Consider the following 22676-nt stretch of genomic DNA (forward strand, 5'->3'; position numbering starts at 1 on the left):
GCCCGGCTTGCCGGCGATAGGGCCACCGCGGTGTGTCAGGGTTGACGCCTCGCGGGCAAGCCCGGCTCCTACCTGTAGAAGCCGGGTTTACCGGAATGCCGGACCACCGCGGTGTACCCATCGCAGCCAAGGCTGGCTCCTACAAAGCTTGTCATCACCTGAAGTGTCGCCCATGGGGTGACGCTTCCCTCGTAGAAGATTTCGGAGTTCGCTATGGCCATCGCAGTGCCTATGAAACAGGACGCCAGCCCCAACCTGAAACAGCGGCTGGCCCGGGCTGAACGCGTCAATCGCTGGAAAGCCCAGGCCCTGATCGCACCGCTGGTGCTGTTTCTGCTGTTGGTCTTCCTGGTGCCGATCGTTGCACTACTCTACAAAAGCGTTGGCAACCCGGAAGTGGTCAATGGGCTACCGCGAACTGTCCAGGCTGTTGCTAGCTGGGATGGTAAGAGCCTGCCCGACGAGGGAGTTTACAAAGCCCTCAGTGAAGACCTGGCCGAGTCGCGCAAGAATCAAAGCCTTGGCGATCTGTCCAAGCGCCTGAACATGGAGCTGGCCGGCTATCGCAGCCTGTTGGCAAAAACTGCTCGAGCCTTACCCTTCAAGAGCGAGCCGGCTTCTTATAAAGAAGCCCTGCAAAGCCTGGACGAGCGTTGGGGAGATCCGGCCTACTGGCAAGCGATCCGTCGCAACACCAGCAATGTCACGCCGTTTTATCTGCTCGCCGCTGTCGATCATCGAATCGATGACCTGGGAGAGGTGGCGCCGACCACACCCGACCAGGCGATCTACCTGGATATTTTCGCTCGAACTTTCTGGATGGGCCTGGTCATCACGGCTATCTGCCTGGTGCTGGCCTATCCATTGGCCTACCTGCTGGCAAACCTTCCGGCGCGCCAAAGCAACCTGCTGATGATTCTGGTGCTGCTGCCGTTCTGGACCTCGATTCTGGTACGCGTCGCCGCCTGGATCGTGCTCCTTCAGTCGGGAGGCTTGATCAACAGTGGGCTGATGGCCTTGGGCATTATCGATAAACCGCTGGAACTGGTGTTCAACCGCGTAGGTGTCTACATCTCGATGGTCCACATCATGCTGCCATTCATGATTCTGCCGATCTACAGCGTGATGAAAGGGATCTCGCCCACCTACATGCGTGCCGCCATTTCGCTGGGCTGCCATCCGTTCGCGAGCTTCTGGCGCGTGTACTTTCCGCAGACCTACGCAGGTGTAGGGGCTGGTTGCCTGTTGGTGTTCATCCTGGCCATTGGTTACTACATCACCCCGGCGCTGCTCGGCAGCCCTAATGATCAGATGGTCAGCTACTTCGTCGCGTTCTACACCAACACCAGCATCAACTGGGGTATGGCCACGGCGCTGGGCGGGCTGCTCTTGCTCGCTACCGTGATCCTGTACCTGATCTATAGCTGGTTGGTCGGTGCCAGCCGCCTGCGCCTGAGCTGAGGAGAGTCGAAATGTTGAGCCCTTACATGTCGCCCGTGGAGCGGGTCTGGTTCTACACCTTGCGCATTCTTTGCGGGTTGGTGCTGTTGTTCCTGATTTTGCCGGTACTGGTTATCGTGCCGTTGTCGTTCAACTCCGGCAGCTTTCTGGTCTACCCGCTGCAAGGTTTTTCGCTGCATTGGTACCAGGACTTCTTCGGTTCGGCCGAATGGATGCGGGCACTGAAGAACAGCATCATTGTGGCGCCAGCCGCCACGGTACTGGCCATGGTCTTCGGCACATTGGCCTCGATCGGGCTGACGCGGGGCGATTTCCCTGGCAAGCCGTTGGTGATGGCGTTGGTGATCTCGCCCATGGTGGTGCCGGTGGTGATCATTGGTGTGGCCAGCTACCTGTTCTTTGCACCGCTAGGGATGGGCAACAGCTACATTTCTCTAATATTGGTACATGCCGTACTCGGTGTTCCGTTCGTGATCATCACTGTGTCGGCGACATTGCAGGGATTCAACCACAACCTGGTGCGGGCTGCGGCAAGCCTGGGTGCCTCGCCGCTGACTGCTTTTCGCCGGGTGACTTTGCCGCTGATCGCGCCTGGAGTGATTTCCGGGGCCTTGTTCGCCTTTGCGACCTCGTTCGATGAAGTGGTGGTGACGCTGTTTCTCGCAGGCCCCGAGCAAGCCACGCTGCCGCGGCAGATGTTCAGCGGTATTCGCGAAAACTTAAGCCCGACCATTGCCGCTGCCGCGACGCTGCTGATCGCCTTTTCGGTGGTACTGCTGCTGACACTGGAATGGCTGCGCGGTCGCAGCGAGAAGATGCGAACCCAGGCGGTATAAGGCATTAAATTGCTTTCGCCAAAGCATTACGGGCCGTGACCTTCGTCAATCCTGACGACGGCCACGGCCCGTAATGCTTTGGCTGAGGTACAATGCGCGCCATCGTGATTCTTCAAAAACAGGTGCGCCATGCAGCCCTTCGCTATTGCCCCGTCTATTCTGTCCGCAGACTTCGCTCGCCTGGGCGAAGAAGTCGACAATGTCCTCGCCGCGGGCGCCGATATCGTCCACTTCGATGTGATGGATAACCACTATGTGCCTAACCTGACCATCGGCCCGATGGTGTGTGCGGCACTGCGCAAGTACGGTATTACCGCGCCGATCGATGCCCACCTGATGGTGTCCCCGGTCGATCGCACCATCGGTGACTTCATCGACGCCGGCGCCACGTACATCACGTTTCACCCCGAAGCCACGTTGCATGTGGATCGCTCACTGCAGTTGATCCGCGAGGGTGGTTGCAAGGCTGGCCTGGTGTTCAACCCCGCCACACCGCTGGACGTACTCAAGTACGTGATGGACAAGGTCGACATGATCTTGCTGATGAGCGTGAACCCAGGCTTCGGCGGGCAGAAGTTCATCCCCGACACGCTGGATAAACTGCGCGAAGCGCGTGCATTGATCGATGCCTCGGGCCGTGACATTCGCTTGGAAATCGACGGCGGCGTCAATGTCGGCAACATTCGTGAGATCGCTGAAGCAGGCGCGGATACCTTCGTGGCCGGTTCGGCGATTTTCAACACCCCCAACTATCGCGAAGTGATTGAGAAAATGCGCGCTGAACTGGCGCTGGCTCGTCCATGAGTGGCTTCGAGCAGCTGTTCCCGGGCAGCCTGCCAAGGCTGGTGATGTTCGACCTGGACGGTACGCTGGTCGACTCGGTCCCCGACCTTGCCGCCGCCGTGGAGAAAATGCTGCTCGCCCTGGGCCGCGCACCGGTCGGCATCGACGCGGTGCGGCTCTGGATTGGCAACGGTGCGCGCGTCCTGGTGCGCCGTGCGCTGGCCAACAGCCTGGATCATGCCGCTGTCGGTGATGCCGAGACGGATGAGGCGCTGGCGATTTTCATGGACACCTACGCCCAAGGCCATGACCTCACCGAGGTGTATCCAGGTGTGCGTGACACGTTGAAATGGTTGCACAAGCAGGGCGTCGAAATGGCCCTGATCACCAACAAGCCCGAGCGCTTTGTCGCCCCTTTGCTCGACCAGCTCAAGCTCGGCCGCTATTTCCGCTGGATTGTCGGTGGCGACACCCTCCCACAACAGAAGCCTGATCCAGCCGCCTTGCTGTTTGTGATGAAAATGGCCGGCGTAGCGCCGCGCGAAGCGCTGTTTGTCGGTGACTCGCGCAATGATGTGCAGGCGGCGAAGGCGGCCGGTGTGGCCTGTGTCGCGCTGACCTACGGTTACAATCATGGGCGCCCGATCAGCGAAGAGTCGCCAGCGTTAGTGATAGACGATCTGCGGGCACTCCTCCCCGGTTGCTTAGATGCAGCCACTGGGATAACGTTGGCAGACGACAAAGCCCCCCCTCATAGAGATTCCATCGTGGTGGTCACCCGCAAACTCTGGATGAAAGTCATCAAGGCCCTGGCCCGCTGGCGTTGGCGCGCCTGATTACTTTCTGGCCGGCCTGCCCGGCGCGTTTGCACACCTGACCGTTTTTACCTCATGCCACGAGGCTGATCATGACCCGCGAAGAATTCCTGCGTTTGGCCGCTGCCGGCTATAACCGCATTCCCCTTGCCTACGAAACCCTGGCTGACTTCGACACGCCGCTGTCGATCTATTTGAAACTGGCCGATGCACCCAACTCCTACCTTCTGGAGTCGGTACAAGGCGGTGAGAAGTGGGGGCGTTACTCGATTATTGGCCTGCCGTGCCGCACAGTGATGCGCGTTCATGATCATCAGGTGGTCGTGACCCAGGACGGTAATGAAGTCGAACGTCATGATGTCGAAGACCCATTGGACTTCGTAGAAGCATTCAAGAATCGCTACAAGGTGCCAACCATTCCAGGAATGCCACGTTTTGACGGCGGCCTGGTGGGCTATTTTGGCTACGACTGCGTGCGTTACGTTGAAAAGCGCCTGGGCAAATGCCCGAACCCGGACCCATTGGGCGTACCGGATATCCTGTTGATGGTTTCGGACGCTGTCGTAGTGTTCGACAACCTTGCCGGCAAGATGCATGCGATCGTACTGGTCGATCCGGCCAATGCCGAGGCTTACGAGCAAGGCCTGGCCCAGCTCGATGGCCTGATGGACAAACTTCGCCAGCCAATCACCCCGCGCCGCGGCCTGGACCTGACCCGCCAGGGCGCTGGCGAGCCAGTGTTCCGTTCAAGTTTCACCCAGTCCGACTATGAGCAGGCTGTCGATACCATCAAGGAATACATCCTGGCGGGCGATTGCATGCAGGTCGTACCGTCCCAGCGCATGTCGATCGACTTCAAGGCCGCACCTATCGATCTTTACCGTGCGCTGCGTTGTTTCAATCCGACACCTTATATGTACTTCTTCAACTTTGGCGACTTCCATGTGGTGGGCAGCTCGCCGGAGGTACTGGTGCGGGTGGAGGATAACCTGATCACTGTTCGCCCAATCGCGGGCACCCGTCCACGCGGCGCAACCGAAGAGGCCGACCGTGCACTGGAAGAAGACCTGCTGTCGGACGCCAAGGAAATCGCCGAGCACCTGATGCTGATCGACCTGGGCCGCAATGACACCGGGCGCGTCTCGGAGATCGGTACGGTCAAGGTTACTGAGCAGATGGTCATCGAGCGTTATTCGAACGTGATGCACATCGTTTCCAACGTCACCGGCCAACTCAAGCAAGGCTTGAGCGCCATGGACGCCCTGCGCGCCATCCTGCCCGCCGGCACGCTGTCGGGGGCGCCGAAAATTCGCGCCATGGAAATCATCGACGAACTGGAGCCAGTCAAGCGCGGTGTCTATGGCGGCGCGGTCGGGTACCTGGCCTGGAACGGCAACATGGATACGGCCATTGCCATTCGTACCGCGGTGATCAAGGACGGTGAACTGCACGTCCAGGCCGGGGGCGGTATCGTTGCCGATTCCGTGCCGCTGTTGGAGTGGGAGGAGACGCTGAACAAACGCCGCGCGATGTTCCGCGCCGTTGCGCTCGCTGAACAAACCCCCGCGTCCGACGCCTGAGGAGCAGACCATGCTGTTGATGATCGACAATTACGATTCTTTTACCTACAACGTCGTCCAGTATTTCGGCGAGTTGGGCGCGGACGTCAAAGTGATCCGCAATGATGAAATGACCATCGCCCAGATCGAAGCGCTGAACCCTGAGCGCATCGTCGTTTCACCAGGCCCTTGCACGCCGACCGAAGCCGGTGTGTCGTTGGAAGTGATCAAGCATTTTGCTGGCAAGCTGCCGATTCTGGGCGTCTGCCTGGGGCATCAATCCATCGGCCAGGCCTTTGGTGGTGATGTGGTTCGTGCCCGCCAGGCCATGCACGGTAAGACCAGCCCGGTCATCCACGAAGACCAAGGCGTATTCGACGGCCTCAATCATCCGCTGACCGTCACCCGTTATCACTCGTTGGTGGTCAAGCGCGAAACGCTGCCTGAGTGCCTGGAAGTCACCGCCTGGACAGCCCTGGGAGACGGTTCGGTCGATGAAATCATGGGCCTGCGCCACAAGACACTGAACATCGAAGGGGTGCAATTTCACCCTGAATCGATTCTGACCGAGCAAGGCCACGAGCTGTTCGCCAACTTCCTCAAGCAAACCGGCGGCAGCCGCTAAGGACCGATCATGGATATCAAGAGCGCGCTGAACCGTATTGTCAGCCAGTTGGACCTGAGCACCGATGAAATGCGCGATGTCATGCGCGAAATCATGACGGGCCAATGCACGGAGGCACAGATTGGTGCCTTTATGATGGGCATGCGCATGAAGAGCGAAAGCATCGACGAAATCGTCGGTGCGGTCTCGGTGATGCGTGAACTGGCGGACAAGGTCGAGCTGCAGACCCTCGATGGCGTCGTCGACGTGGTCGGTACCGGCGGTGACGGCGCTAATATTTTCAACGTATCCACCGCTTCTGCTTTTGTTGTCTCGGCAGCGGGCTGCACCGTAGCCAAGCATGGTAATCGGGCCGTGTCGGGCAAGAGCGGCAGCGCGGACCTGCTGGAAGCCGCGGGCATTTATCTGAACCTGACCCCGGTACAAGTGGCTCGTTGCATCGACAGTGTTGGCATCGGCTTTATGTTCGCCCAGGTCCACCATGGTGCGATGAAGCATGCCGCCGGCCCTCGCCGCGACCTTGGCATGCGTACCCTGTTCAATATGCTTGGCCCGCTTACGAATCCGGCCGGAGTTCGGCATCAGGTCGTAGGTGTCTTCAATCAGGCCCTGTGCCGACCATTGGCTGAAGTACTGCTGCGTCTGGGTAGCAAGCACGTTTTGGTGGTGCATTCCCAGGATGGCCTGGATGAATTCAGCCTGGCTGCTCCGACTTATGTGGCGGAACTCAAAGATGGCCAGATCACCGAATACTGGGTGCAGCCTGAAGACCTGGGTATTAAGAGCCAGAGCCTTTATGGGCTGGTAGTCGACGGCCCGGCTGCATCGCTGGAACTGATCCGCGACGCTCTTGGGAAACGCAAGACTGAAAATGGCCAAAAGGCTGCGGAAATGATTGTGCTCAACGCGGGCGCTGCGTTGTACGCGGCAGATCATGCATCGAGCCTCAAGGAAGGCGTGGCCTTGGCCCACGACGCCCTGCATACCGGCCTTGCCCGGGAAAAACTCGAAGAGTTGGGTGCCTTTACCGCGGTGTTCAAAGTGGAGAATGAAGGATGAAAGTACCGACGGTTCTGGAGAATATTCTTGCCCGCAAGGTTCAGGAAGTGGCAGAGCGGCGCAGCCGGGTAAGCCTGGCTGAACTTGAGCGGTTGGCTGCTGCTGCCGACCCAGCGCGGGGTTTTGCCCGGGCCCTGATTGACCAGGCTGCGCGCAAGCAACCGGCGGTGATTGCTGAAATCAAGAAGGCTTCACCAAGCAAAGGCGTGATTCGCGAGGACTTCGTCCCCGCCGACATCGCCAAGAGCTACGAAATGGGTGGCGCTACCTGCCTGTCGGTGCTGACCGATATCGATTACTTCCAGGGCGCTGATAGCTATCTGCAGCAGGCTCGCTCGGCGTGCAAACTGCCGGTGATCCGCAAGGATTTCATGATCGACCCCTATCAGATCGTTGAAGCCCGTGCCTTGGGAGCCGACTGCGTGCTGTTGATCGTCTCCGCCCTGGATGACGTGAAAATGGCCGAGCTGGCGAGCGCCGCCAAAGGTGTTGGCCTGGATGTGCTGGTTGAAGTGCATGATGGCAATGAGCTTGAACGTGCCCTGAAAACCCTCGACACGCCATTGGTAGGGATCAACAACCGTAACCTGCACACCTTTGAAGTCAGCCTGGAAACGACGCTCGACTTGCTGCCGCGGGTGCCTCGTGACCGTTTGGTAATTACCGAAAGCGGTATTCTCAATCGCGCCGATGTCGAGCTGATGGAAATCAGCGAGGTGTATTCGTTCCTGGTGGGCGAAGTCTTCATGCGTGCTGAGAATCCTGGCGTGGAGCTGCAGCGTTTGTTTTTCCCGGAACGCGCACCGGTCATCACTGCCTCGACTCTGGACTGATTCGATGAACGCACCGCGGTTTGCCTGGTAGATTGCGCAACACCCATCGCTGTAGGAGCCGGCTTTAGCCGCGATGAACGCACCGCGGTTTATCTGATGTATTGCGTAACGGCCATCGCAGGCAAGCCTAGCTCCTACAAAACCCGATAAGGTTTCTGATATGACGATTGAACCTGCTGCATTGACGGTTGAAGCGGGCTTGCATGCCGAACAGGACTTGCTGGCTGCCGTGTGTTCAGGGGCACAGTCCCATGGTTTACTGTTCTGGAAGCCTACGGATCGGGCTTTGGTGATGCCTCGGCGGATGAGCCGACTCGCGGATTTCGAAGAAGCCTGCGGCGAGTTGGCTATTTCCGGCTGGCCGGTGCTGTTGCGTGAAACTGGCGGTGAGCCGGTGCCTCAATCTCCTGCGGTGCTGAACCTTGCGCTGGTATACGCTGCACCGCGCCGCGAAGGTGATCACGGTCGTATTGAGGCCGCCTACGAGCGACTTTGCCAGCCCTTGTGCGAGTTGCTGCGCGAGTGGGGAGGCGAAGCCGGTGTGGGCGAGATCGAGGGTGCGTTCTGCGACGGTCGCTACAACGTCAACCTCAATGGTCGCAAGTTGGTCGGTACCGCCCAGCGCTGGCGACAAGGCATGGGCGGCAAACGTCCGGTTGTCTTGGTGCACGGTGCCTTGCTGTTGGATAACGAGCGCGAGTCTATGGTGTCGGCAGTTAACCAATTCAATGAAATCTGCAACCTGGAGCAGCGCTGCCGGGCTCAAAGCCATATCGCGCTGCACGAGGTATTTGCTCAGGCGCCCTTGATCGAACGCCTGCAACAGCAATACCAATCAATGCTCGACTCGATCCCCGCCGACGCTTAACGCGTCCCGAAGACCACCATGGTCTTGCCTTTGACGTGAACCAGGCTGCGTTCTTCCAGATCTTTGAGGACGCGGCCGACCATCTCCCGTGAGCAACCGACGATTCGGCCGATCTCCTGACGAGTAATCTTGATCTGCATGCCATCGGGATGGGTCATGGCATCGGGCTGCTTGCACAATTCGAGTAGGCAACGGGCAACTCTACCCGTGACATCGAAGAACGCCAGATCGCCCACTTTGCGGGTCGTGTTGCGCAAGCGCTGCGCCATCTGATTGCCCAGCGCATACAGAATTTCGGGTTCCTGCTCGGCCAACTCACGAAATTTGGCGTAGGTGATCTCAGCCACCTCGCACTCGGTCTTGGCTCGAACCCAGGCGCTGCGCTCTTGCTCTTGCCCTGCGGGCTCGAATAAACCCAGTTCACCGAAAAAATCGCCGGTATTGAGATAGGCAATGATCATTTCATGGCCGTCGTCATCTTCGATCAGGATGGTGACTGAGCCTTTGATAATGAAAGACAGTGTCTCGGAGCGATCACCGGCGCAAATAATGCTGCTCTTGGCCGCATAGCGACGGCGCTGGCAATGAGCGAGTAGTTTGTCGATATTTTTGATTTTGGGTGCAAGGGTTGGAACGACCATGGCGCTATCCCGCAATTAAGTGAAACCGCTTCCGTACAATTTTTATTCAACTCACCTGCGCCTTGACGCCAGCAGATTGGCGCAGCTTATCAGAGGCGTTCGATTGGATCCGCATTTACTTAACCGTTTCTCATTCGCCGGCGTAAGAGACCGCTGTGCTAAGCTGGCGACCTTTTTTACAGTGGAGTCCTGGTGATGAAGGCGCGTATCCAGTGGGCGGGTGAGGCCATGTTTCTCGGTGAGTCGGGCAGCGGCCATGTGGTAGTCATGGATGGCCCGCCGGAAAGTGGTGGCCGAAATCTGGGCGTGCGCCCTATGGAAATGCTGCTGCTGGGCCTGGGTGGCTGCAGTAACTTCGATGTGGTCAGCATTCTGAAAAAGTCTCGCCAAGCTGTGGAAAGTTGCGAAGCGTTCCTTGAAGCTGAACGGGCCGAGGAAGATCCGAAAGTATTCACCAAGATTCATCTGCACTTTGTGGTCAAGGGGCGCGGTTTGAAGGAAGCCCAAGTCAAGCGGGCTGTCGAGTTGTCTGCAGAGAAGTACTGTTCAGCGTCGATCATGCTCGGGCGTGCCGGGGTGGACATCACCCACGACTATGAAATCGTTGAGCTCGGTTGAACTGATGTTGAATGCAAAGGCCCTCGACAAAGAGGGCCTTTTCATTTAGCGCTTCAAAGCCGGTAGAAAATTGAGCAGTGGCGCCGGCAGCTTTGCGCGCAGGTGATCGCTCAGGCGATTCCGATGTTTCTGATACACCAGCCCCAGGCCAATGACGGCGACACCGATCACGCTCACGACCACTGGGAACAGCAGCGAGTCAGCAAACACGTCATAGGACAGGTAGCCCAGATAACCCGCAACTCCCAGACCGCCAAAGACCATGAATGTCGGCCGGCGCAGCAACACCGCGAGGGCCATCAGGCCGAGGTTGACCAGGCAGTAGGCCGCCTTCCCCCACTCGCTGCCGCTTTCCATCAGGCTCAGCCCACCCCAGAACGCCAGCAAACCGGCCAGATATCCCCAAAATGCGTAGTCGTGGCGGGTACGGCCATCAATCCAGACAAAAACCATCAACAGGCCAAGTCCGAACCAGAGCGAGATCAGGCGCCGGTCTTCCCAATTGAACGTCTCGCCATACACCCATTCAGTCAGGTCCATGGACATGAACCACAGCGCCAGGGCGATGGGCATCACAATGAAAGGGAAGCGAACAACGCGCAGCATCAGCAGCCCGGCAATAACGGTGGCCGCTTCCATGGCCAGCCAGCCGCCCTGAACGTAGCGGTAATAATCGCGATAGTTGCCTTGGGTATCCTCCAGTGGCCACCACCCGACCAGGCGCTCGATGGCAAACACCGCCAGGGGCACAAGGCTCACAGCAACCGCAGCCAGTAAGCCGCCAGGGATGAGTTGCCCGCGCTTATGCAGCGCGATGCCAATCCCGCCTGACAAGCCCGTGTATAAAAGTGCGATTAACAATAGGGCGATATCACCGACGCGCATCCACGCTTGCGTGATCAGCCAGCCCATTGCGGCCATGATCAGCAGGGCGCCGAAGTAATAGGCGATATGCGAAAGCTGGAAGGTGGCGCGCCCTTGTGGCGACTGCCTTAAAAACTCAAGCAGCGCCACGTCCTGGCCAGGCGCCAGGACTCCGGCGCTTACAGCTCGAGCCAGATCCTGGGCGTCGATACGTTCACTCATGGCAGACCTCACTTCCTGTGGCGATCCTGTGTGACCCAATGCCGGTTGAATCAGATTCGATAGGTGCTCTTGGTCATCACTTTGGCCATCAGGCTCATGCCGAACTTGATGGGGGCGGGAAAGCGTATGCCCCCGGCATCCAGCGCCGATTCAGCGTGTTGTGCCTCATCGGTGCGCATCTGCTCAAGAATAGCCCGGGATTTTTCGTCATCGGTGGGGATCTGTTCCAGATGTTCATCCAGATGTTTGCAGACCTGATGCTCGGTGGCGGCCACAAAACCAAGGCTTACCTTGTCGCTGATCAGTCCAGCGACGGCTCCGATACCGAACGACATGCCGTAGAACAGCGGGTTGAGCACGCTGGGGTGGCTGCCCAGCTGACGAATGCGTTGCTCGCACCAGGCCAGATGGTCGACTTCTTCATCGGCGGCATGCTCCATGGCCTTGCGCACCTGAGGCAACTTGGCGGTCAGGGCCTGGCCTTGATACAGCGCCTGGGCACAGACTTCTCCGGTGTGGTTGATGCGCATCAAGCCGGCAACATGACGGGCTTGTACGTCATCGAGCTTGGAGTCAGGGGCAATGATGGCCGGAGACGGGCGGGACGGCTGCCCGCTGAAAGGCAGTAACGTTCGCATGGCGGCATCGGCTTGCAGCAACAAGCGATCAAGCGGCGAGTAGTGACGTTCGGTAGCCATGGGCACCTCCGCAAAAAACACGGCTGCCAGTTTAACCCAATCGGCTGAGCAGAGCTTGCGGCGGATCAACACACCGTTTAACGCGGCAAACGGTGTGTTGAGTGCTTGATCAGCCCGGTGGCCAATGCATCTGGCGCTGCCCTAGCACATGCATATGAATGTGGTAGACGGTTTGACCGCCCAATTCATTGCAATTCATCACCACGCGAAAACCTTCGTCACAGCCCAACTCTTTAGCCAAGCGCTGCGCGGTAAAGAGGATATGACCGGCAAGCGCCTTGTCATCTTCCGTCAGGTCATTGAGGGTGCGGACCGGCTTTTTCGGAACGACCAGAAAATGCACGGGGGCTTGCGGGGCGATATCGTGGAAGGCCAGGACCTGGTCATCTTCGTAGATGATTTTCGCGGGTATTTCTCTGTTGATGATCTTGGTGAACAGAGTATCCACAGCTGTTACTCCATGGTGGTAATCGGACCTGAGTGTACTCAGCTCGCCCGACTTAGCCCAGCCCTTCAGCGCGGGCTGTAGGCTTTGTTGATCAGGGCAGCGATCTTGCGTGCCAACCAGCGCGAGCCGAATCGCGGAGCCAGGGCCAGCCAGCGATTACGTCGTCCGGGTGTGATGATTGCACGATTTTTTTCCAGAGCGCGAACAGTGAACAAGGCAACTTCTTCCGGACTGAGGCAGCGCTTGCTCTTGTCGAGCCTGGGTATTCGGCGATGGGGTGAGCGGGTGGGGCCGGGACACAGAACAGAGACCTTGATCCCGCATTGCTTGAGCTCTTCGCGCAGGCCTTCGGAAAAATGCAGCACATACGCTTTGCTGGCGGCATAGCTGGTCATCCAGGGGCCGGGAGTAAAGGCGGCAATGGATGCGACATTCAGAATCTGCCCACCCCCTTGTACAGCCATGGCGTTGCCGATGGCGTGGCACAAGCGAGTAAGTGCCAGAATGTTTACCTCGATCAGGTCCTGCTCATCTCCCCACTCCTTGGCCAGGAAAGGACCGTAGGAGCGCTGGGCGGCACAGTTGACCAGCAAATCGATCTGCCTCTCGCCTTCTTCAAGCTCCAACAGAAAGCCTGACAAGCGTAGGGGCTCGCTCAAATCAAGGGCCCGAATCAGGACCTCCACACCGAAACGCATGGACAATTCGATGGCGATGCTTTCAAGCAGATCACGTTGGCGGGCAACCAGAATAAGGCTGCGCCCTCGGCGAGCAAGGGCTTCGGCCATAGCCAGGCCCAGGCCGCTGGAGGCGCCAGTGATCAGGGCGTAACGGGTCATGCAGTTCTCCGTGCGAACGCCACCGCTCTGCATTCATCGAAGAAGCAGGGAAGGGACGCATTTACATTTGGACAGTCTACAGTGCGAGCGAGGGATTCGCTGCTTTCGTTATAAGCAGGCCATCAATGGGGCCAGGTTTGAGCCATTTTGAGGGCTTGCTGCTGAGCCTGGCGATATTCCCGATCCAGTCGGGCGATAAGCGCTTGGGTTGAAGGCAGGTCATCGATACCGCCCACCCCTTGGCCTGCCGACCAAACAGTTTTCCAGGCCTTGGCCTCATCGTTGATCGGCTTGAGTTTGCTGCTTGCGCCCGTGTTATTCAGCGCGGCCAGGTCGAAACCAGCCCGTTCCAGGCTCTGGCGCATGAAGCTTGCGGGCACGCCAGAAACGGCGGGTGTGTAAATGATATCGGCCGCCTTGGCAGCCAACAGCATGTCTTTGTAATCGTCGGGTGCATGGCTTTCGCCAGTGGCGATAAAGCGTGTTCCGAGGTAAGCAAGGTCGGCGCCCATCATCTGTGCAGCCAGAATTTCATGGCCGTGGTTCAGGCAGCCTGCCAGTAGTAAAGTCTTGTCGAAGAACTGGCGAATTTCACTGACAAGGGCAAACGGGCTCCAGGTACCGGCATGCCCACCTGCACCTGCGGCCACGGCAATCAGGCCGTCGACACCGGCTTCGGCGGCTTTTTCTGCATGTCGTCTGGTGGTGACGTCATGAAATACCAGCCCCCCGTAGGCATGCACGGCATCGACCAGCTCTTTGACCGCACCCAGGCTGGTGATGACGATGGGAACCTTGTGGTCGATACAGATCGCAAGATCCGCCTGAAGCCTCGGATTACTGTTATGCACGATGAGGTTGACCGCATAAGGTGCGGGCCGCTCCAATGCTGCCAAACCTGTTTCGATCTCTTCTATCCAGGCCTTGAAGCCGCTGCTTTCTCGCTGATTGAGCGCGGGGAAACTTCCCACTACGCCATTGGCGCAACAGGCCAAGACCAACTGCGGGTTGGAGATCAAGAACATGGGCGCTGCCACGACCGGCAGGCGCAGGCGTTGTTCAAGCAGGTTTGGCAGCGGCATGGGAGCTGATCTCGTAGGCTAAAAGAATGAGATTAGAACGGTTTGACCACGGCCAGGATGACAATTGCCAGCAGAAATACCACCGGTACTTCATTGAACCAGCGATAGAACGTATGGCTGCGCTTGTTTTCGCCGCGGGCAAAGCGCTTGAGCTGCGCGCCGCACATGTGATGGTAGCCGGTCAGCAGGATCACCAATGTCAACTTGGCATGCATCCAGCCTTGACTCATGTAGCCACCCGGATTGAGGCTGATCAGTGCGATGCCCAGAATAAAGGTGGCGATCATCGCAGGCCCCATGATGCCGCGATACAGTTTGCGCTCCATGATCGTGAAGCGTTCGCGGCTGGCGGTGTCTTCGCTCATTGCGTGGTAGACGAACAGGCGTGGTAAATAGAACAGGCCGGCAAACCAGCACACCACGGCGACGATATGAAACGCTTTGAGCCATAAAAACAGCATTTTTTGGTTATCCCCAGGTTCACGGAATCGAGATAGTAGTGGTTAGCGTGCCCGCACGTCACCTGAACGGTTGTTACAGGACCTTGAGCCCCCTATCATCGGTGACTTTCCAGTCGGTTCGTTGAAAGGGGCGGTTTTATGGTCAAGGTCGGTATCGTCGGCGGCACGGGATACACCGGTGTCGAGCTGCTGCGTCTGTTGGCACAGCATCCACAGGCAGAAGTGGCTGTTATCACTTCGCGATCCGAAGCCGGACTGCCGGTTGCCGAGATGTACCCGAACCTGCGCGGTCACTACGACAACCTGGCTTTCAGTGTTCCTGACATCAAAACGTTGGGCGCCTGTGATGTTGTGTTCTTCGCGACCCCTCATGGTGTGGCGCACTCCCTGGCCGGTGAGCTGCTGGCCGCTGGCACCAAGGTGATCGACCTGTCGGCAGACTTCCGTTTGCAGGACGCTGAAGAGTGGGCCAAATGGTACGGTCAACCCCATGGTGCGCCTGAGCTGCTCAAGGACGCCGTCTATGGTTTGCCTGAAGTCAATCGTGAGCAAATTCGCCAGGCGCGTCTGATTGCCGTGCCGGGTTGCTACCCAACCGCAACGCAACTGGGCTTTTTACCTTTGCTTGAGGCCGGTATTGCCGATGCTTCGCGCTTGATCGCGGACTGCAAGTCCGGCGTCAGTGGCGCTGGCCGTGGTGCCAGTGTGGGCTCGCTGTTCTGCGAATCGGGCGAAAGCATGAAGGCCTACGCGGTGAAAGGTCACCGCCATCTGCCGGAAATCACCCAAGGTCTGCGTCGTGCTGCTGGTGGTGATGTAGGCCTGACGTTTGTACCGCACCTGACGCCGATGATTCGTGGCATTCACTCGACCCTGTACGCCACCGTTGTGGATAAGTCGGTTGACCTGCAGGCACTGTTCGAGAAGCGCTATGCCGATGAGCCTTTCGTCGATGTGATGCCGGCGGGTAGCCATCCGGAAACCCGCAGCGTGCGCGGTGCCAACGTCTGCCGTATTGCTGTTCACCGGCCTCAGGGCGGTGATCTGGTCGTGGTCTTGTCGGTCATCGACAACCTGGTCAAGGGCGCATCGGGCCAAGCCGTTCAAAACCTGAACATCCTGTTTGGCCTGGATGAGCGCCTGGGGCTTTCTCACGCAGGCATGATGCCTTAATCCCTGTCACCGAAAAGGCCCGCGATGCGGGCCTTTTCGTTTTCGGATACGCAATGTTCCGAATGTCTTTTGCACAATTGTTGACCCTTTTTCTCACAGAAGCGGATAATGCGCGTCATCACGCATTATGGCGGCATAGCGCCGGGAGATAGTCAGCATGAGCGTCGAATCCTTCACCCCCATGGCTTTGCAATTTACGCAGGGTGCTGCGCACAAGGTGAAGAGCCTGGTCGATGAAGAAGGTAACGATCGCCTGAAGTTACGAGTATTCGTAACGGGTGGCGGTTGCTCCGGTTTTCAGTATGGTTTCACCTTCGATGAAGATGTGGCCGATGACGACACCATCGTCGAGCGCGAGGGCGTGTCCCTGGTGGTCGATCCAATGAGTTTCCAGTACTTGGCCGGTGCTGAAGTGGACTACCAGGAAGGTCTGGAAGGTTCGCGCTTCGTCATCAAGAACCCGAACGCGACTACAACCTGTGGTTGCGGGTCGTCGTTTTCGATCTGAGTCTTGTTTTACCGATGCACTCAACGCCGCGCTTTGCGCGGCGTTTTGCATTGTCTGGTCAGGCTGGGTAGATAGCGCCCAGAACTCTCAAACCACTCGCCCCGGTCACACTTGGGCGGTTGGTAGGAATGCCTTCGAGGCAGCAATGTGCAAGCCAGGCAAATGCCATGGCTTCAACCCAGTCAGGTTCAACGCCGCGAGCGGCAGTGCTGTCCACCTGCGTTGCGGGTAACAGCTGGGCAAGGCGGCGCATCAGCGCACCGTTGTGAGCGCCACCACCGCAGACCCAAAGGGCTTGGGTGCGGGGTTGGGCGGCCTTTAGCGATTCTGTAATGGTCTGTGCGGTGAGCTCGAGCAGGGTAGCTTGCACGTCTGCCTGCGCATAGGCGCTGCAAAGGTGACGCTTGAGCCAAGGCAGATTGAAAACTTCCCGCCCTGTGCTTTTAGGGCCGGTCGCAGTAAAGAAAGGGTCGGCGAGCAGTCGCTTCAGCAGCTCAGGGATTACGGTACCTGAAGCAGCCCAATCGCCATTCTTGTCGTAGCTCAGGGCCTTGCAGTCAAGAATCCAGGCATCAAGTAGAGCGTTACCCGGGCCGCAATCAAATCCTCGGACCGGGTTGCCGGCTTGCATCAGGCTCAGGTTGCTGAAACCGCCTACGTTCAACACCGCCCTGGGTTCGGTCGAAGCGCCGAACAGCGTCTCGTGGAAGGCAGGGACCAAGGGGGCGCCTTGCCCGCCTGCAGCGACATCTCTACGGCGAAAGTCGCTAATCACGGTGATGCCCGTAAGCTCGGCGAGCAATGCAGGGTTACCGATCTGAACCGTGAAGCCGCGGGCAGGTTCATGGCGGATGGTTTGGCCGTGACTGCCGACTGCACGAATACTGCCAGGCTCAAGCTTGTGTTGAGCTAGCAGCTGTTTGACGCCTTCAGCCGCCAGCGTAGCCCAGCGATTTTCCGCAGTGGCGGCCCGGGCTATTTCATCAGGGCCTGGGGAGCAGAGCTCAAGCAACTCGCTACGCAGATCCGCCGGCATCGGCAGGTAGAGGGTCGCGAGCAACTTGAGCGAGTCGCGTTGCTCAATCAGCGCAATGTCCAGCCCGTCCAGGCTGGTGCCCGACATGATGCCTAGATAAAGCGCCATGGATCAGCGCTTGCTCGAGGCCAGCATTGTCGCCTTTTCCTGGTCCATACGGGCCATCAGGGGCTGACTCTGCTGGTTGAAACGCTGGCGTTCTGCTTTGGCAATCGGATCGGCCATGGGCAGTTTCTGGCCCAGAGGGTCGACATGCATGCCATTGACCTGGAACTCATAGTGCAAGTGTGGCCCGGTTGAGAGGCCGGTGGTCCCGATATAGCCAATGACCTGCCCTTGTTTGACAGTGCCGCCAGTCTTCACGCCTTTGGCAAAGCCCTGCATGTGACCGTACAGCGTTTTGTAGCTGTTGCCGTGTTGAATGATGACAGTGTTGCCGTAACCACCTCGACGCCCGGCCAGCAAGACTTTACCGTCGCCTGCCGCCTTGATGGGCGTGCCGCGAGGCGCTGCGTAATCGACGCCTTTGTGGGCGCGAATCTTGTTCAGGATGGGGTGTTTGCGTCCCATCGAGAAGCGCGAGCTGATACGGGCAAAATCCACTGGAGTGCGGATGAACGCCTTGCGCATGCTATTGCCATCGGCGGTGTAGTAGCTGGTGTTGCCCTGCTTGTTGGTGTAACGCACGGCAGTGTAGGACTTACCGCGGTTGGTAAATCGGGCGGACAAAATATTGCCAGTACCGACGACTTTGCCGTTGACCACTTTCTGCTCGTAGACCACATCAAAATCGTCGCCTTGGCGGATGTCTTGAGCGAAGTCGATGTCATAGCCAAAGATGCTGGCCATATCCATTGTCAGGTTGTGCGATAGCCCGGCGCGTTGGGCTGATTGCGACAGGGAGCTGTTGATAACCCCGTGAACGTAGGCCGTGCGCACTGCTGGCTTGCTGATCTCGCGGCTGAAGGTAAAGCCTTTATCGCTTTTGGTAAGGCGAATGGTCTCCAGGTCGCTGACTTTGCTGTGCAGGCTGGCAAGCTGGCCGTTGGGGTCCAGTTCTATCTGCAGCACCTGGCCATGTTTGAGCTGGCGGAACTGCTTGGATTGCTTGCCGCTGCCAAGGACTTCCTTGACTGTGCTGGCAGGAAGGCCAGCCTTTTCGAACAGCTTGGACAGTGTATCGCCACGTGCAACCGTAACTTCCTTGTGCCTAGGCTCCTTTTTGGCGGGCGTGGTGAGAGCAGGGAGCGGTGAGGGCTCGATTTTGGCTGTTTCTTCGGAAACTACAGCGCTGTTGTCGATTTGAGCGAAGGGGGAGGAGGTGGATTCTTCCTGGATAGGAGTCGCTGCGGCTTCTTGCTGGTCCTGCTTGAGCTGTTCGGCAGGAGTCTCCAACTCGAGATTCAGGGTGGTTTTCTTGGCTTCGACTTCGCTGGAAGGGAATACCAGCAAGGCAAGGCTGAGGAGGGCGGCGATGCCGCTGGCGGCCAACAGGTGGCTCTTCGGATAAAGCGGGGGCGCTTTAGTCGGTTCGTCGGTCATAAGTGATTTGGCTTTGAAAATGATGAGGTGGAAAAGATGAATGACATGATGAAGATGAAATAACTGTATAAAATATAACCAAATCGTCCTCAAAGCAAGCTCGCAGACGTCGTCAGTCTGGTTTGAGGTCACATGTCGGGCAAAAACTTGTATTTGGTGGCTGATCTTGTATGTTGGTCCCCCTTTGAATCTGAGCCTTGCGGGTTTGTTATGAAGTCGGTTGAAGAGCAGCTAGCGCTAATCAAGCGTGGAGCGGAAGAGGTGTTGGTCGAGTCGGAGTTGGTCGAGAAGCTCAAGCGTGGGCAGCCGCTGCGTATCAAGGCGGGTTTCGATCCTACGGCGCCGGATCTGCATCTTGGTCATACCGTGCTTATTAATAAGCTGCGCCAGTTTCAGGATCTGGGGCATCAGGTCATTTTCCTGATTGGTGACTTCACCGGCATGATCGGTGATCCGAGTGGCAAAAGCGCCACGCGTCCGCCGCTCACGCGTGAGCAGGTCCTGGAAAACGCCGAGACGTACAAGAGTCAGGTGTTCAAGATTTTGGATCCGGCCAAGACGGAGGTCGCATTCAACTCCACTTGGATGGACAAGCTGACGCCCGCGGACTTCATTCGCCTGACATCCCAGTACACCGTTGCTCGCATGCTTGAGCGCGATGACTTCGATAAGCGCTACACAACCAATCAGCCCATTGCTATCCATGAGTTCCTCTATCCGCTTGTGCAGGGTTATGACTCGGTAGCGCTGTGTGCGGATGTCGAGCTGGGTGGTACCGACCAGAAGTTCAATCTACTAATGGGGCGGGAGTTGCAGCGTGCCTACGGCCAAGAGGCGCAGAACATTGTCACCATGCCTCTGCTTGAAGGGCTGGATGGCGTTAAGAAGATGTCCAAGTCGCTGGGTAACTATGTCGGTATCCAGGAAGCGCCGGGCGTCATGTATAGCAAGCTGGTTTCCATTCCCGATCCATTAATGTGGCGTTACTTCGAGCTGTTGAGCTTCCGCTCGATGGATGAAATTGACGCATTCAAGGCGGATGTGGAGGCAGGCGCCAATCCTCGTGACATCAAGATCAAGTTGGCTGAAGAGATTGTTGCGCGCTTCCATGGCGAAGAGGCTGCTGCCAGTGCTCACCGCGGCGCGGGTAATCGTATGAAGGATGGCGAGCTGCCGGAGGATTTGCCGGAGGTTGAGTTGTTGGCTGCTGAAGCGATGCCCGTTTCGGCTGTCCTTAATAAAGCAGGCTTGGTCAAGAACTCGGCGGCAGCGCGTGATCTACTGGCTGCTGGCGGTGTTCGTGTGGATGGTGAGGTGGTTGATCGCGGCTTTGTGTTTGAGCTCGGCGCGACGCACGTGTGCCAGGCTGGAAAGAAGGCTTTTGCGCGCATAACGCTGAAAGCTGAATAAGTTCGCAATTACTGCTTGACGGCGAATTGTATCTCTCTATAATTTGCCCCACTTCCGGCGTAGCCGAAACGGAAAACTCCTTGTAAGTCAACGAGTTAACCAAAGTAGCAAGGTTGGAAGTGTTTCGGTCTGAAGGTCGAAAGCGGTGAATAAGGTGGTTGACAGCGCTTCTAAACGCTGTAGAATTCACCTCCCGCTAACGAGAGATCGAGGCGAGCCAAGTGTTTGAAGTTGTTCAGGTTTCTCCTAAAGAACTTCAAAATAAACGCTTGACAGACACAGAGGAAAGCGTAGAATGCGCGCCTCGGTTAAGACGAAAGACTCTTAACCAACCGCTCTTTAACAACTGAATCAAGCAATTCGTGTGGGTGCTTGTGAAATCAGACTGATCGTCAAAAAGATTATCAGCATCACAAGTGACTATACGAGTAATCATATAGTTCATTTTGAGATTGCTGAGCCAAGTTTAGGGTTTTCTCAAAACCCAAGCAGTATTGAACTGAAGGGTTTGATCATGGCTCAGATTGAACGCTGGCGGCAGGCCTAACACATGCAAGTCGAGCGGAGGAGAGTAGCTTGCTACTCGAATCAGCGGCGGACGGGTGAGTAATACCTAGGAATCTGCCTGATAGTGGGGGACAACGTTTCGAAAGGAACGCTAATACCGCATACGTCCTACGGGAGAAAGCAGGGGACCTTCGGGCCTTGCGCTATCAGATGAGCCTAGGTCGGATTAGCTAGTTGGTGAGGTAATGGCTCACCAAGGCGACGATCCGTAACTGGTCTGAGAGGATGATCAGTCACACTGGAACTGAGACACGGTCCAGACTCCTACGGGAGGCAGCAGTGGGGAATATTGGACAATGGGCGAAAGCCTGATCCAGCCATGCCGCGTGTGTGAAGAAGGTCTTCGGATTGTAAAGCACTTTAAGTTGGGAGGAAGGGCAGTAAGCGAATACCTTGCTGTCTTGACGTTACCGACAGAATAAGCACCGGCTAACTCTGTGCCAGCAGCCGCGGTAATACAGAGGGTGCAAGCGTTAATCGGAATTACTGGGCGTAAAGCGCGCGTAGGTGGTTTGTTAAGTTGGATGTGAAATCCCCGGGCTCAACCTGGGAACTGCATCCAAAACTGGCAAGCTAGAGTAGGGCAGAGGGTGGTGGAATTTCCTGTGTAGCGGTGAAATGCGTAGATATAGGAAGGAACACCAGTGGCGAAGGCGACCACCTGGGCTCATACTGACACTGAGGTGCGAAAGCGTGGGGAGCAAACAGGATTAGATACCCTGGTAGTCCACGCCGTAAACGATGTCAACTAGCCGTTGGAATCCTTGAGATTTTAGTGGCGCAGCTAACGCATTAAGTTGACCGCCTGGGGAGTACGGCCGCAAGGTTAAAACTCAAATGAATTGACGGGGGCCCGCACAAGCGGTGGAGCATGTGGTTTAATTCGAAGCAACGCGAAGAACCTTACCAGGCCTTGACATCCAATGAACTTTCCAGAGATGGATTGGTGCCTTCGGGAACATTGAGACAGGTGCTGCATGGCTGTCGTCAGCTCGTGTCGTGAGATGTTGGGTTAAGTCCCGTAACGAGCGCAACCCTTGTCCTTAGTTACCAGCACGTCATGGTGGGCACTCTAAGGAGACTGCCGGTGACAAACCGGAGGAAGGTGGGGATGACGTCAAGTCATCATGGCCCTTACGGCCTGGGCTACACACGTGCTACAATGGTCGGTACAGAGGGTCGCCAAACCGCGAGGTGGAGCTAATCTCACAAAACCGATCGTAGTCCGGATCGCAGTCTGCAACTCGACTGCGTGAAGTCGGAATCGCTAGTAATCGCGAATCAGAATGTCGCGGTGAATACGTTCCCGGGCCTTGTACACACCGCCCGTCACACCATGGGAGTGGGTTGCACCAGAAGTAGCTAGTCTAACCTTCGGGAGGACGGTTACCACGGTGTGATTCATGACTGGGGTGAAGTCGTAACAAGGTAGCCGTAGGGGAACCTGCGGCTGGATCACCTCCTTAATCGACAGACATCAGCTGCTCATAAGCACCCACACGAATTGCTTGATTCATTGAAGAAGACGATTGGGTCTGTAGCTCAGTTGGTTAGAGCGCACCCCTGATAAGGGTGAGGTCGGCAGTTCGAATCTGCCCAGACCCACCAATTACGTGGTGCACCCTGTAGCGATACGGGGCCATAGCTCAGCTGGGAGAGCGCCTGCCTTGCACGCAGGAGGTCAGCGGTTCGATCCCGCTTGGCTCCACCATTACAGATAGCCACTAT

22 protein-coding genes, 2 tRNA genes and 1 rRNA gene are annotated in these 22676 nt (G+C 57.4%); 16 read left to right on the forward strand and 9 right to left on the reverse strand.

What is annotated here, in order from left to right; genetic code table 11:
* Nucleotides 1-213 precede the first annotated feature (213 nt).
* The 9 genes from AC3IX4_RS02200 (at nt 214) to AC3IX4_RS02240 (ending at nt 8839) form a co-directional block, all read left to right on the forward strand.
* Nucleotides 214-1461, forward strand: a complete 1248-nt coding sequence (locus tag AC3IX4_RS02200) for an ABC transporter permease (RefSeq protein WP_489259054.1) — start codon at nt 214-216, stop codon at nt 1459-1461.
* An 11-nt stretch (nt 1462-1472) separates the two neighbouring features.
* A complete protein-coding gene (locus AC3IX4_RS02205) occupies nt 1473-2297 on the forward strand; it encodes an ABC transporter permease (protein WP_489259055.1) in 825 nt (274 codons plus the stop codon).
* A gap of 129 nt (nt 2298-2426) precedes the next feature.
* On the forward strand, nt 2427-3101 hold the full coding sequence (rpe, locus tag AC3IX4_RS02210) for a ribulose-phosphate 3-epimerase (RefSeq protein ID WP_489259056.1): 675 nt from the start codon (nt 2427-2429) through the stop codon (nt 3099-3101).
* Nucleotides 3098-3916 (forward strand): phosphoglycolate phosphatase, encoded by an 819-nt coding sequence (locus AC3IX4_RS02215; protein ID WP_489259057.1) that lies wholly within the window; start codon nt 3098-3100, stop codon nt 3914-3916. Before rpe ends, AC3IX4_RS02215 begins: the two co-directional genes overlap by 4 nt.
* Nucleotides 3917-3987: 71 nt before the next feature.
* A complete protein-coding gene (trpE, locus tag AC3IX4_RS02220) occupies nt 3988-5475 on the forward strand; it encodes an anthranilate synthase component I (protein ID WP_489259058.1) in 1488 nt (495 codons plus the stop codon).
* A 10-nt stretch (nt 5476-5485) separates the two neighbouring features.
* Nucleotides 5486-6079 carry an aminodeoxychorismate/anthranilate synthase component II gene (locus AC3IX4_RS02225; RefSeq protein ID WP_489259059.1) on the forward strand — a complete coding sequence of 198 codons (594 nt, stop codon included), beginning with the start codon at nt 5486-5488 and terminating at the stop codon, nt 6077-6079.
* A 9-nt stretch (nt 6080-6088) separates the two neighbouring features.
* Nucleotides 6089-7138 carry an anthranilate phosphoribosyltransferase gene (trpD, locus tag AC3IX4_RS02230; RefSeq protein WP_489259060.1) on the forward strand — a complete coding sequence of 350 codons (1050 nt, stop codon included), beginning with the start codon at nt 6089-6091 and terminating at the stop codon, nt 7136-7138.
* Nucleotides 7135-7971: an indole-3-glycerol phosphate synthase TrpC gene (gene trpC / locus AC3IX4_RS02235; RefSeq protein ID WP_489259061.1), complete on the forward strand. Its 837-nt coding sequence runs from the start codon at nt 7135-7137 to the stop codon at nt 7969-7971. Before trpD ends, trpC begins: the two co-directional genes overlap by 4 nt.
* Nucleotides 7972-8131: 160 nt before the next feature.
* Nucleotides 8132-8839, forward strand: coding sequence for a lipoate--protein ligase family protein (locus AC3IX4_RS02240; protein WP_489259062.1), 708 nt, complete (start codon nt 8132-8134; stop codon nt 8837-8839).
* Here AC3IX4_RS02240 and crp read toward each other — a convergent pair.
* The gene (crp, locus tag AC3IX4_RS02245; RefSeq protein ID WP_489259063.1) at nt 8836-9480 is read right to left on the reverse strand and encodes a cAMP-activated global transcriptional regulator CRP; all 645 of its coding nucleotides are present in this window, start codon (nt 9478-9480) and stop codon (nt 8836-8838) included. The genes AC3IX4_RS02240 and crp overlap by 4 nt on opposite strands.
* Nucleotides 9481-9675: 195 nt before the next feature.
* Here crp and AC3IX4_RS02250 point away from each other — a divergent pair, with 195 nt between their 5' ends.
* On the forward strand, nt 9676-10098 hold the full coding sequence (locus AC3IX4_RS02250; protein ID WP_489259064.1) for an OsmC family protein: 423 nt from the start codon (nt 9676-9678) through the stop codon (nt 10096-10098).
* 45 nt (nt 10099-10143) lie between these two features.
* Here the strand turns inward: AC3IX4_RS02250 and AC3IX4_RS02255 are convergent, their stop codons facing one another.
* The 6 genes from AC3IX4_RS02255 to hemJ all read right to left on the reverse strand — a co-directional run bounded on the left by AC3IX4_RS02255 (nt 10144) and on the right by hemJ (nt 14709).
* Complete coding sequence (locus AC3IX4_RS02255) at nt 10144-11184, reverse strand: DUF2157 domain-containing protein (protein WP_489259065.1); 1041 nt, start codon at nt 11182-11184, stop codon at nt 10144-10146.
* A 50-nt stretch (nt 11185-11234) separates the two neighbouring features.
* On the reverse strand, nt 11235-11882 hold the full coding sequence (gene coq7 / locus AC3IX4_RS02260; protein WP_489259066.1) for a 2-polyprenyl-3-methyl-6-methoxy-1,4-benzoquinone monooxygenase: 648 nt from the start codon (nt 11880-11882) through the stop codon (nt 11235-11237).
* Between the two features lie 109 nt (nt 11883-11991).
* Entirely contained in the window at nt 11992-12330 is a 339-nt protein-coding gene (locus tag AC3IX4_RS02265) for a histidine triad nucleotide-binding protein (protein ID WP_489259067.1), read from the reverse strand.
* 65 nt (nt 12331-12395) lie between these two features.
* Nucleotides 12396-13169: an SDR family NAD(P)-dependent oxidoreductase gene (locus AC3IX4_RS02270; RefSeq protein ID WP_489259068.1), complete on the reverse strand. Its 774-nt coding sequence runs from the start codon at nt 13167-13169 to the stop codon at nt 12396-12398.
* 122 nt (nt 13170-13291) lie between these two features.
* Nucleotides 13292-14251: an NAD(P)H-dependent flavin oxidoreductase gene (locus AC3IX4_RS02275; protein ID WP_489259069.1), complete on the reverse strand. Its 960-nt coding sequence runs from the start codon at nt 14249-14251 to the stop codon at nt 13292-13294.
* Between the two features lie 32 nt (nt 14252-14283).
* Nucleotides 14284-14709 carry a protoporphyrinogen oxidase HemJ gene (hemJ, locus tag AC3IX4_RS02280; RefSeq protein WP_489261192.1) on the reverse strand — a complete coding sequence of 142 codons (426 nt, stop codon included), beginning with the start codon at nt 14707-14709 and terminating at the stop codon, nt 14284-14286.
* Between the two features lie 141 nt (nt 14710-14850).
* Between hemJ and argC the strand changes: the two genes are divergently transcribed.
* The gene (gene argC, locus AC3IX4_RS02285; RefSeq protein ID WP_489259070.1) at nt 14851-15885 is read left to right on the forward strand and encodes an N-acetyl-gamma-glutamyl-phosphate reductase; all 1035 of its coding nucleotides are present in this window, start codon (nt 14851-14853) and stop codon (nt 15883-15885) included.
* 157 nt (nt 15886-16042) lie between these two features.
* Nucleotides 16043-16393, forward strand: coding sequence for an iron-sulfur cluster insertion protein ErpA (gene erpA / locus AC3IX4_RS02290; RefSeq protein WP_489259071.1), 351 nt, complete (start codon nt 16043-16045; stop codon nt 16391-16393).
* A gap of 58 nt (nt 16394-16451) precedes the next feature.
* Here the strand turns inward: erpA and AC3IX4_RS02295 are convergent, their stop codons facing one another.
* Both AC3IX4_RS02295 and AC3IX4_RS02300 read right to left on the reverse strand, forming a co-directional pair.
* Nucleotides 16452-17537 carry an anhydro-N-acetylmuramic acid kinase gene (locus tag AC3IX4_RS02295; RefSeq protein WP_489259072.1) on the reverse strand — a complete coding sequence of 362 codons (1086 nt, stop codon included), beginning with the start codon at nt 17535-17537 and terminating at the stop codon, nt 16452-16454.
* 3 nt (nt 17538-17540) lie between these two features.
* A complete protein-coding gene (locus AC3IX4_RS02300; RefSeq protein WP_489259073.1) occupies nt 17541-18971 on the reverse strand; it encodes a peptidoglycan DD-metalloendopeptidase family protein in 1431 nt (476 codons plus the stop codon).
* 210 nt (nt 18972-19181) lie between these two features.
* Between AC3IX4_RS02300 and tyrS the strand changes: the two genes are divergently transcribed.
* From tyrS to AC3IX4_RS02320, 4 genes are all read left to right on the forward strand, one after another.
* Nucleotides 19182-20381 carry a tyrosine--tRNA ligase gene (gene tyrS, locus AC3IX4_RS02305; protein ID WP_489259074.1) on the forward strand — a complete coding sequence of 400 codons (1200 nt, stop codon included), beginning with the start codon at nt 19182-19184 and terminating at the stop codon, nt 20379-20381.
* Nucleotides 20382-20877: 496 nt separating this feature from the next.
* A 16S ribosomal RNA gene (locus AC3IX4_RS02310) occupies nt 20878-22414 on the forward strand.
* Nucleotides 22415-22479: 65 nt separating this feature from the next.
* Nucleotides 22480-22556 (forward strand) — tRNA-Ile (locus AC3IX4_RS02315).
* A 27-nt stretch (nt 22557-22583) separates the two neighbouring features.
* Nucleotides 22584-22659 (forward strand) — tRNA-Ala (locus AC3IX4_RS02320).
* Nucleotides 22660-22676 lie beyond the last annotated feature (17 nt).

This window comes from Pseudomonas sp. KH_021 (assembly GCF_057838865.1).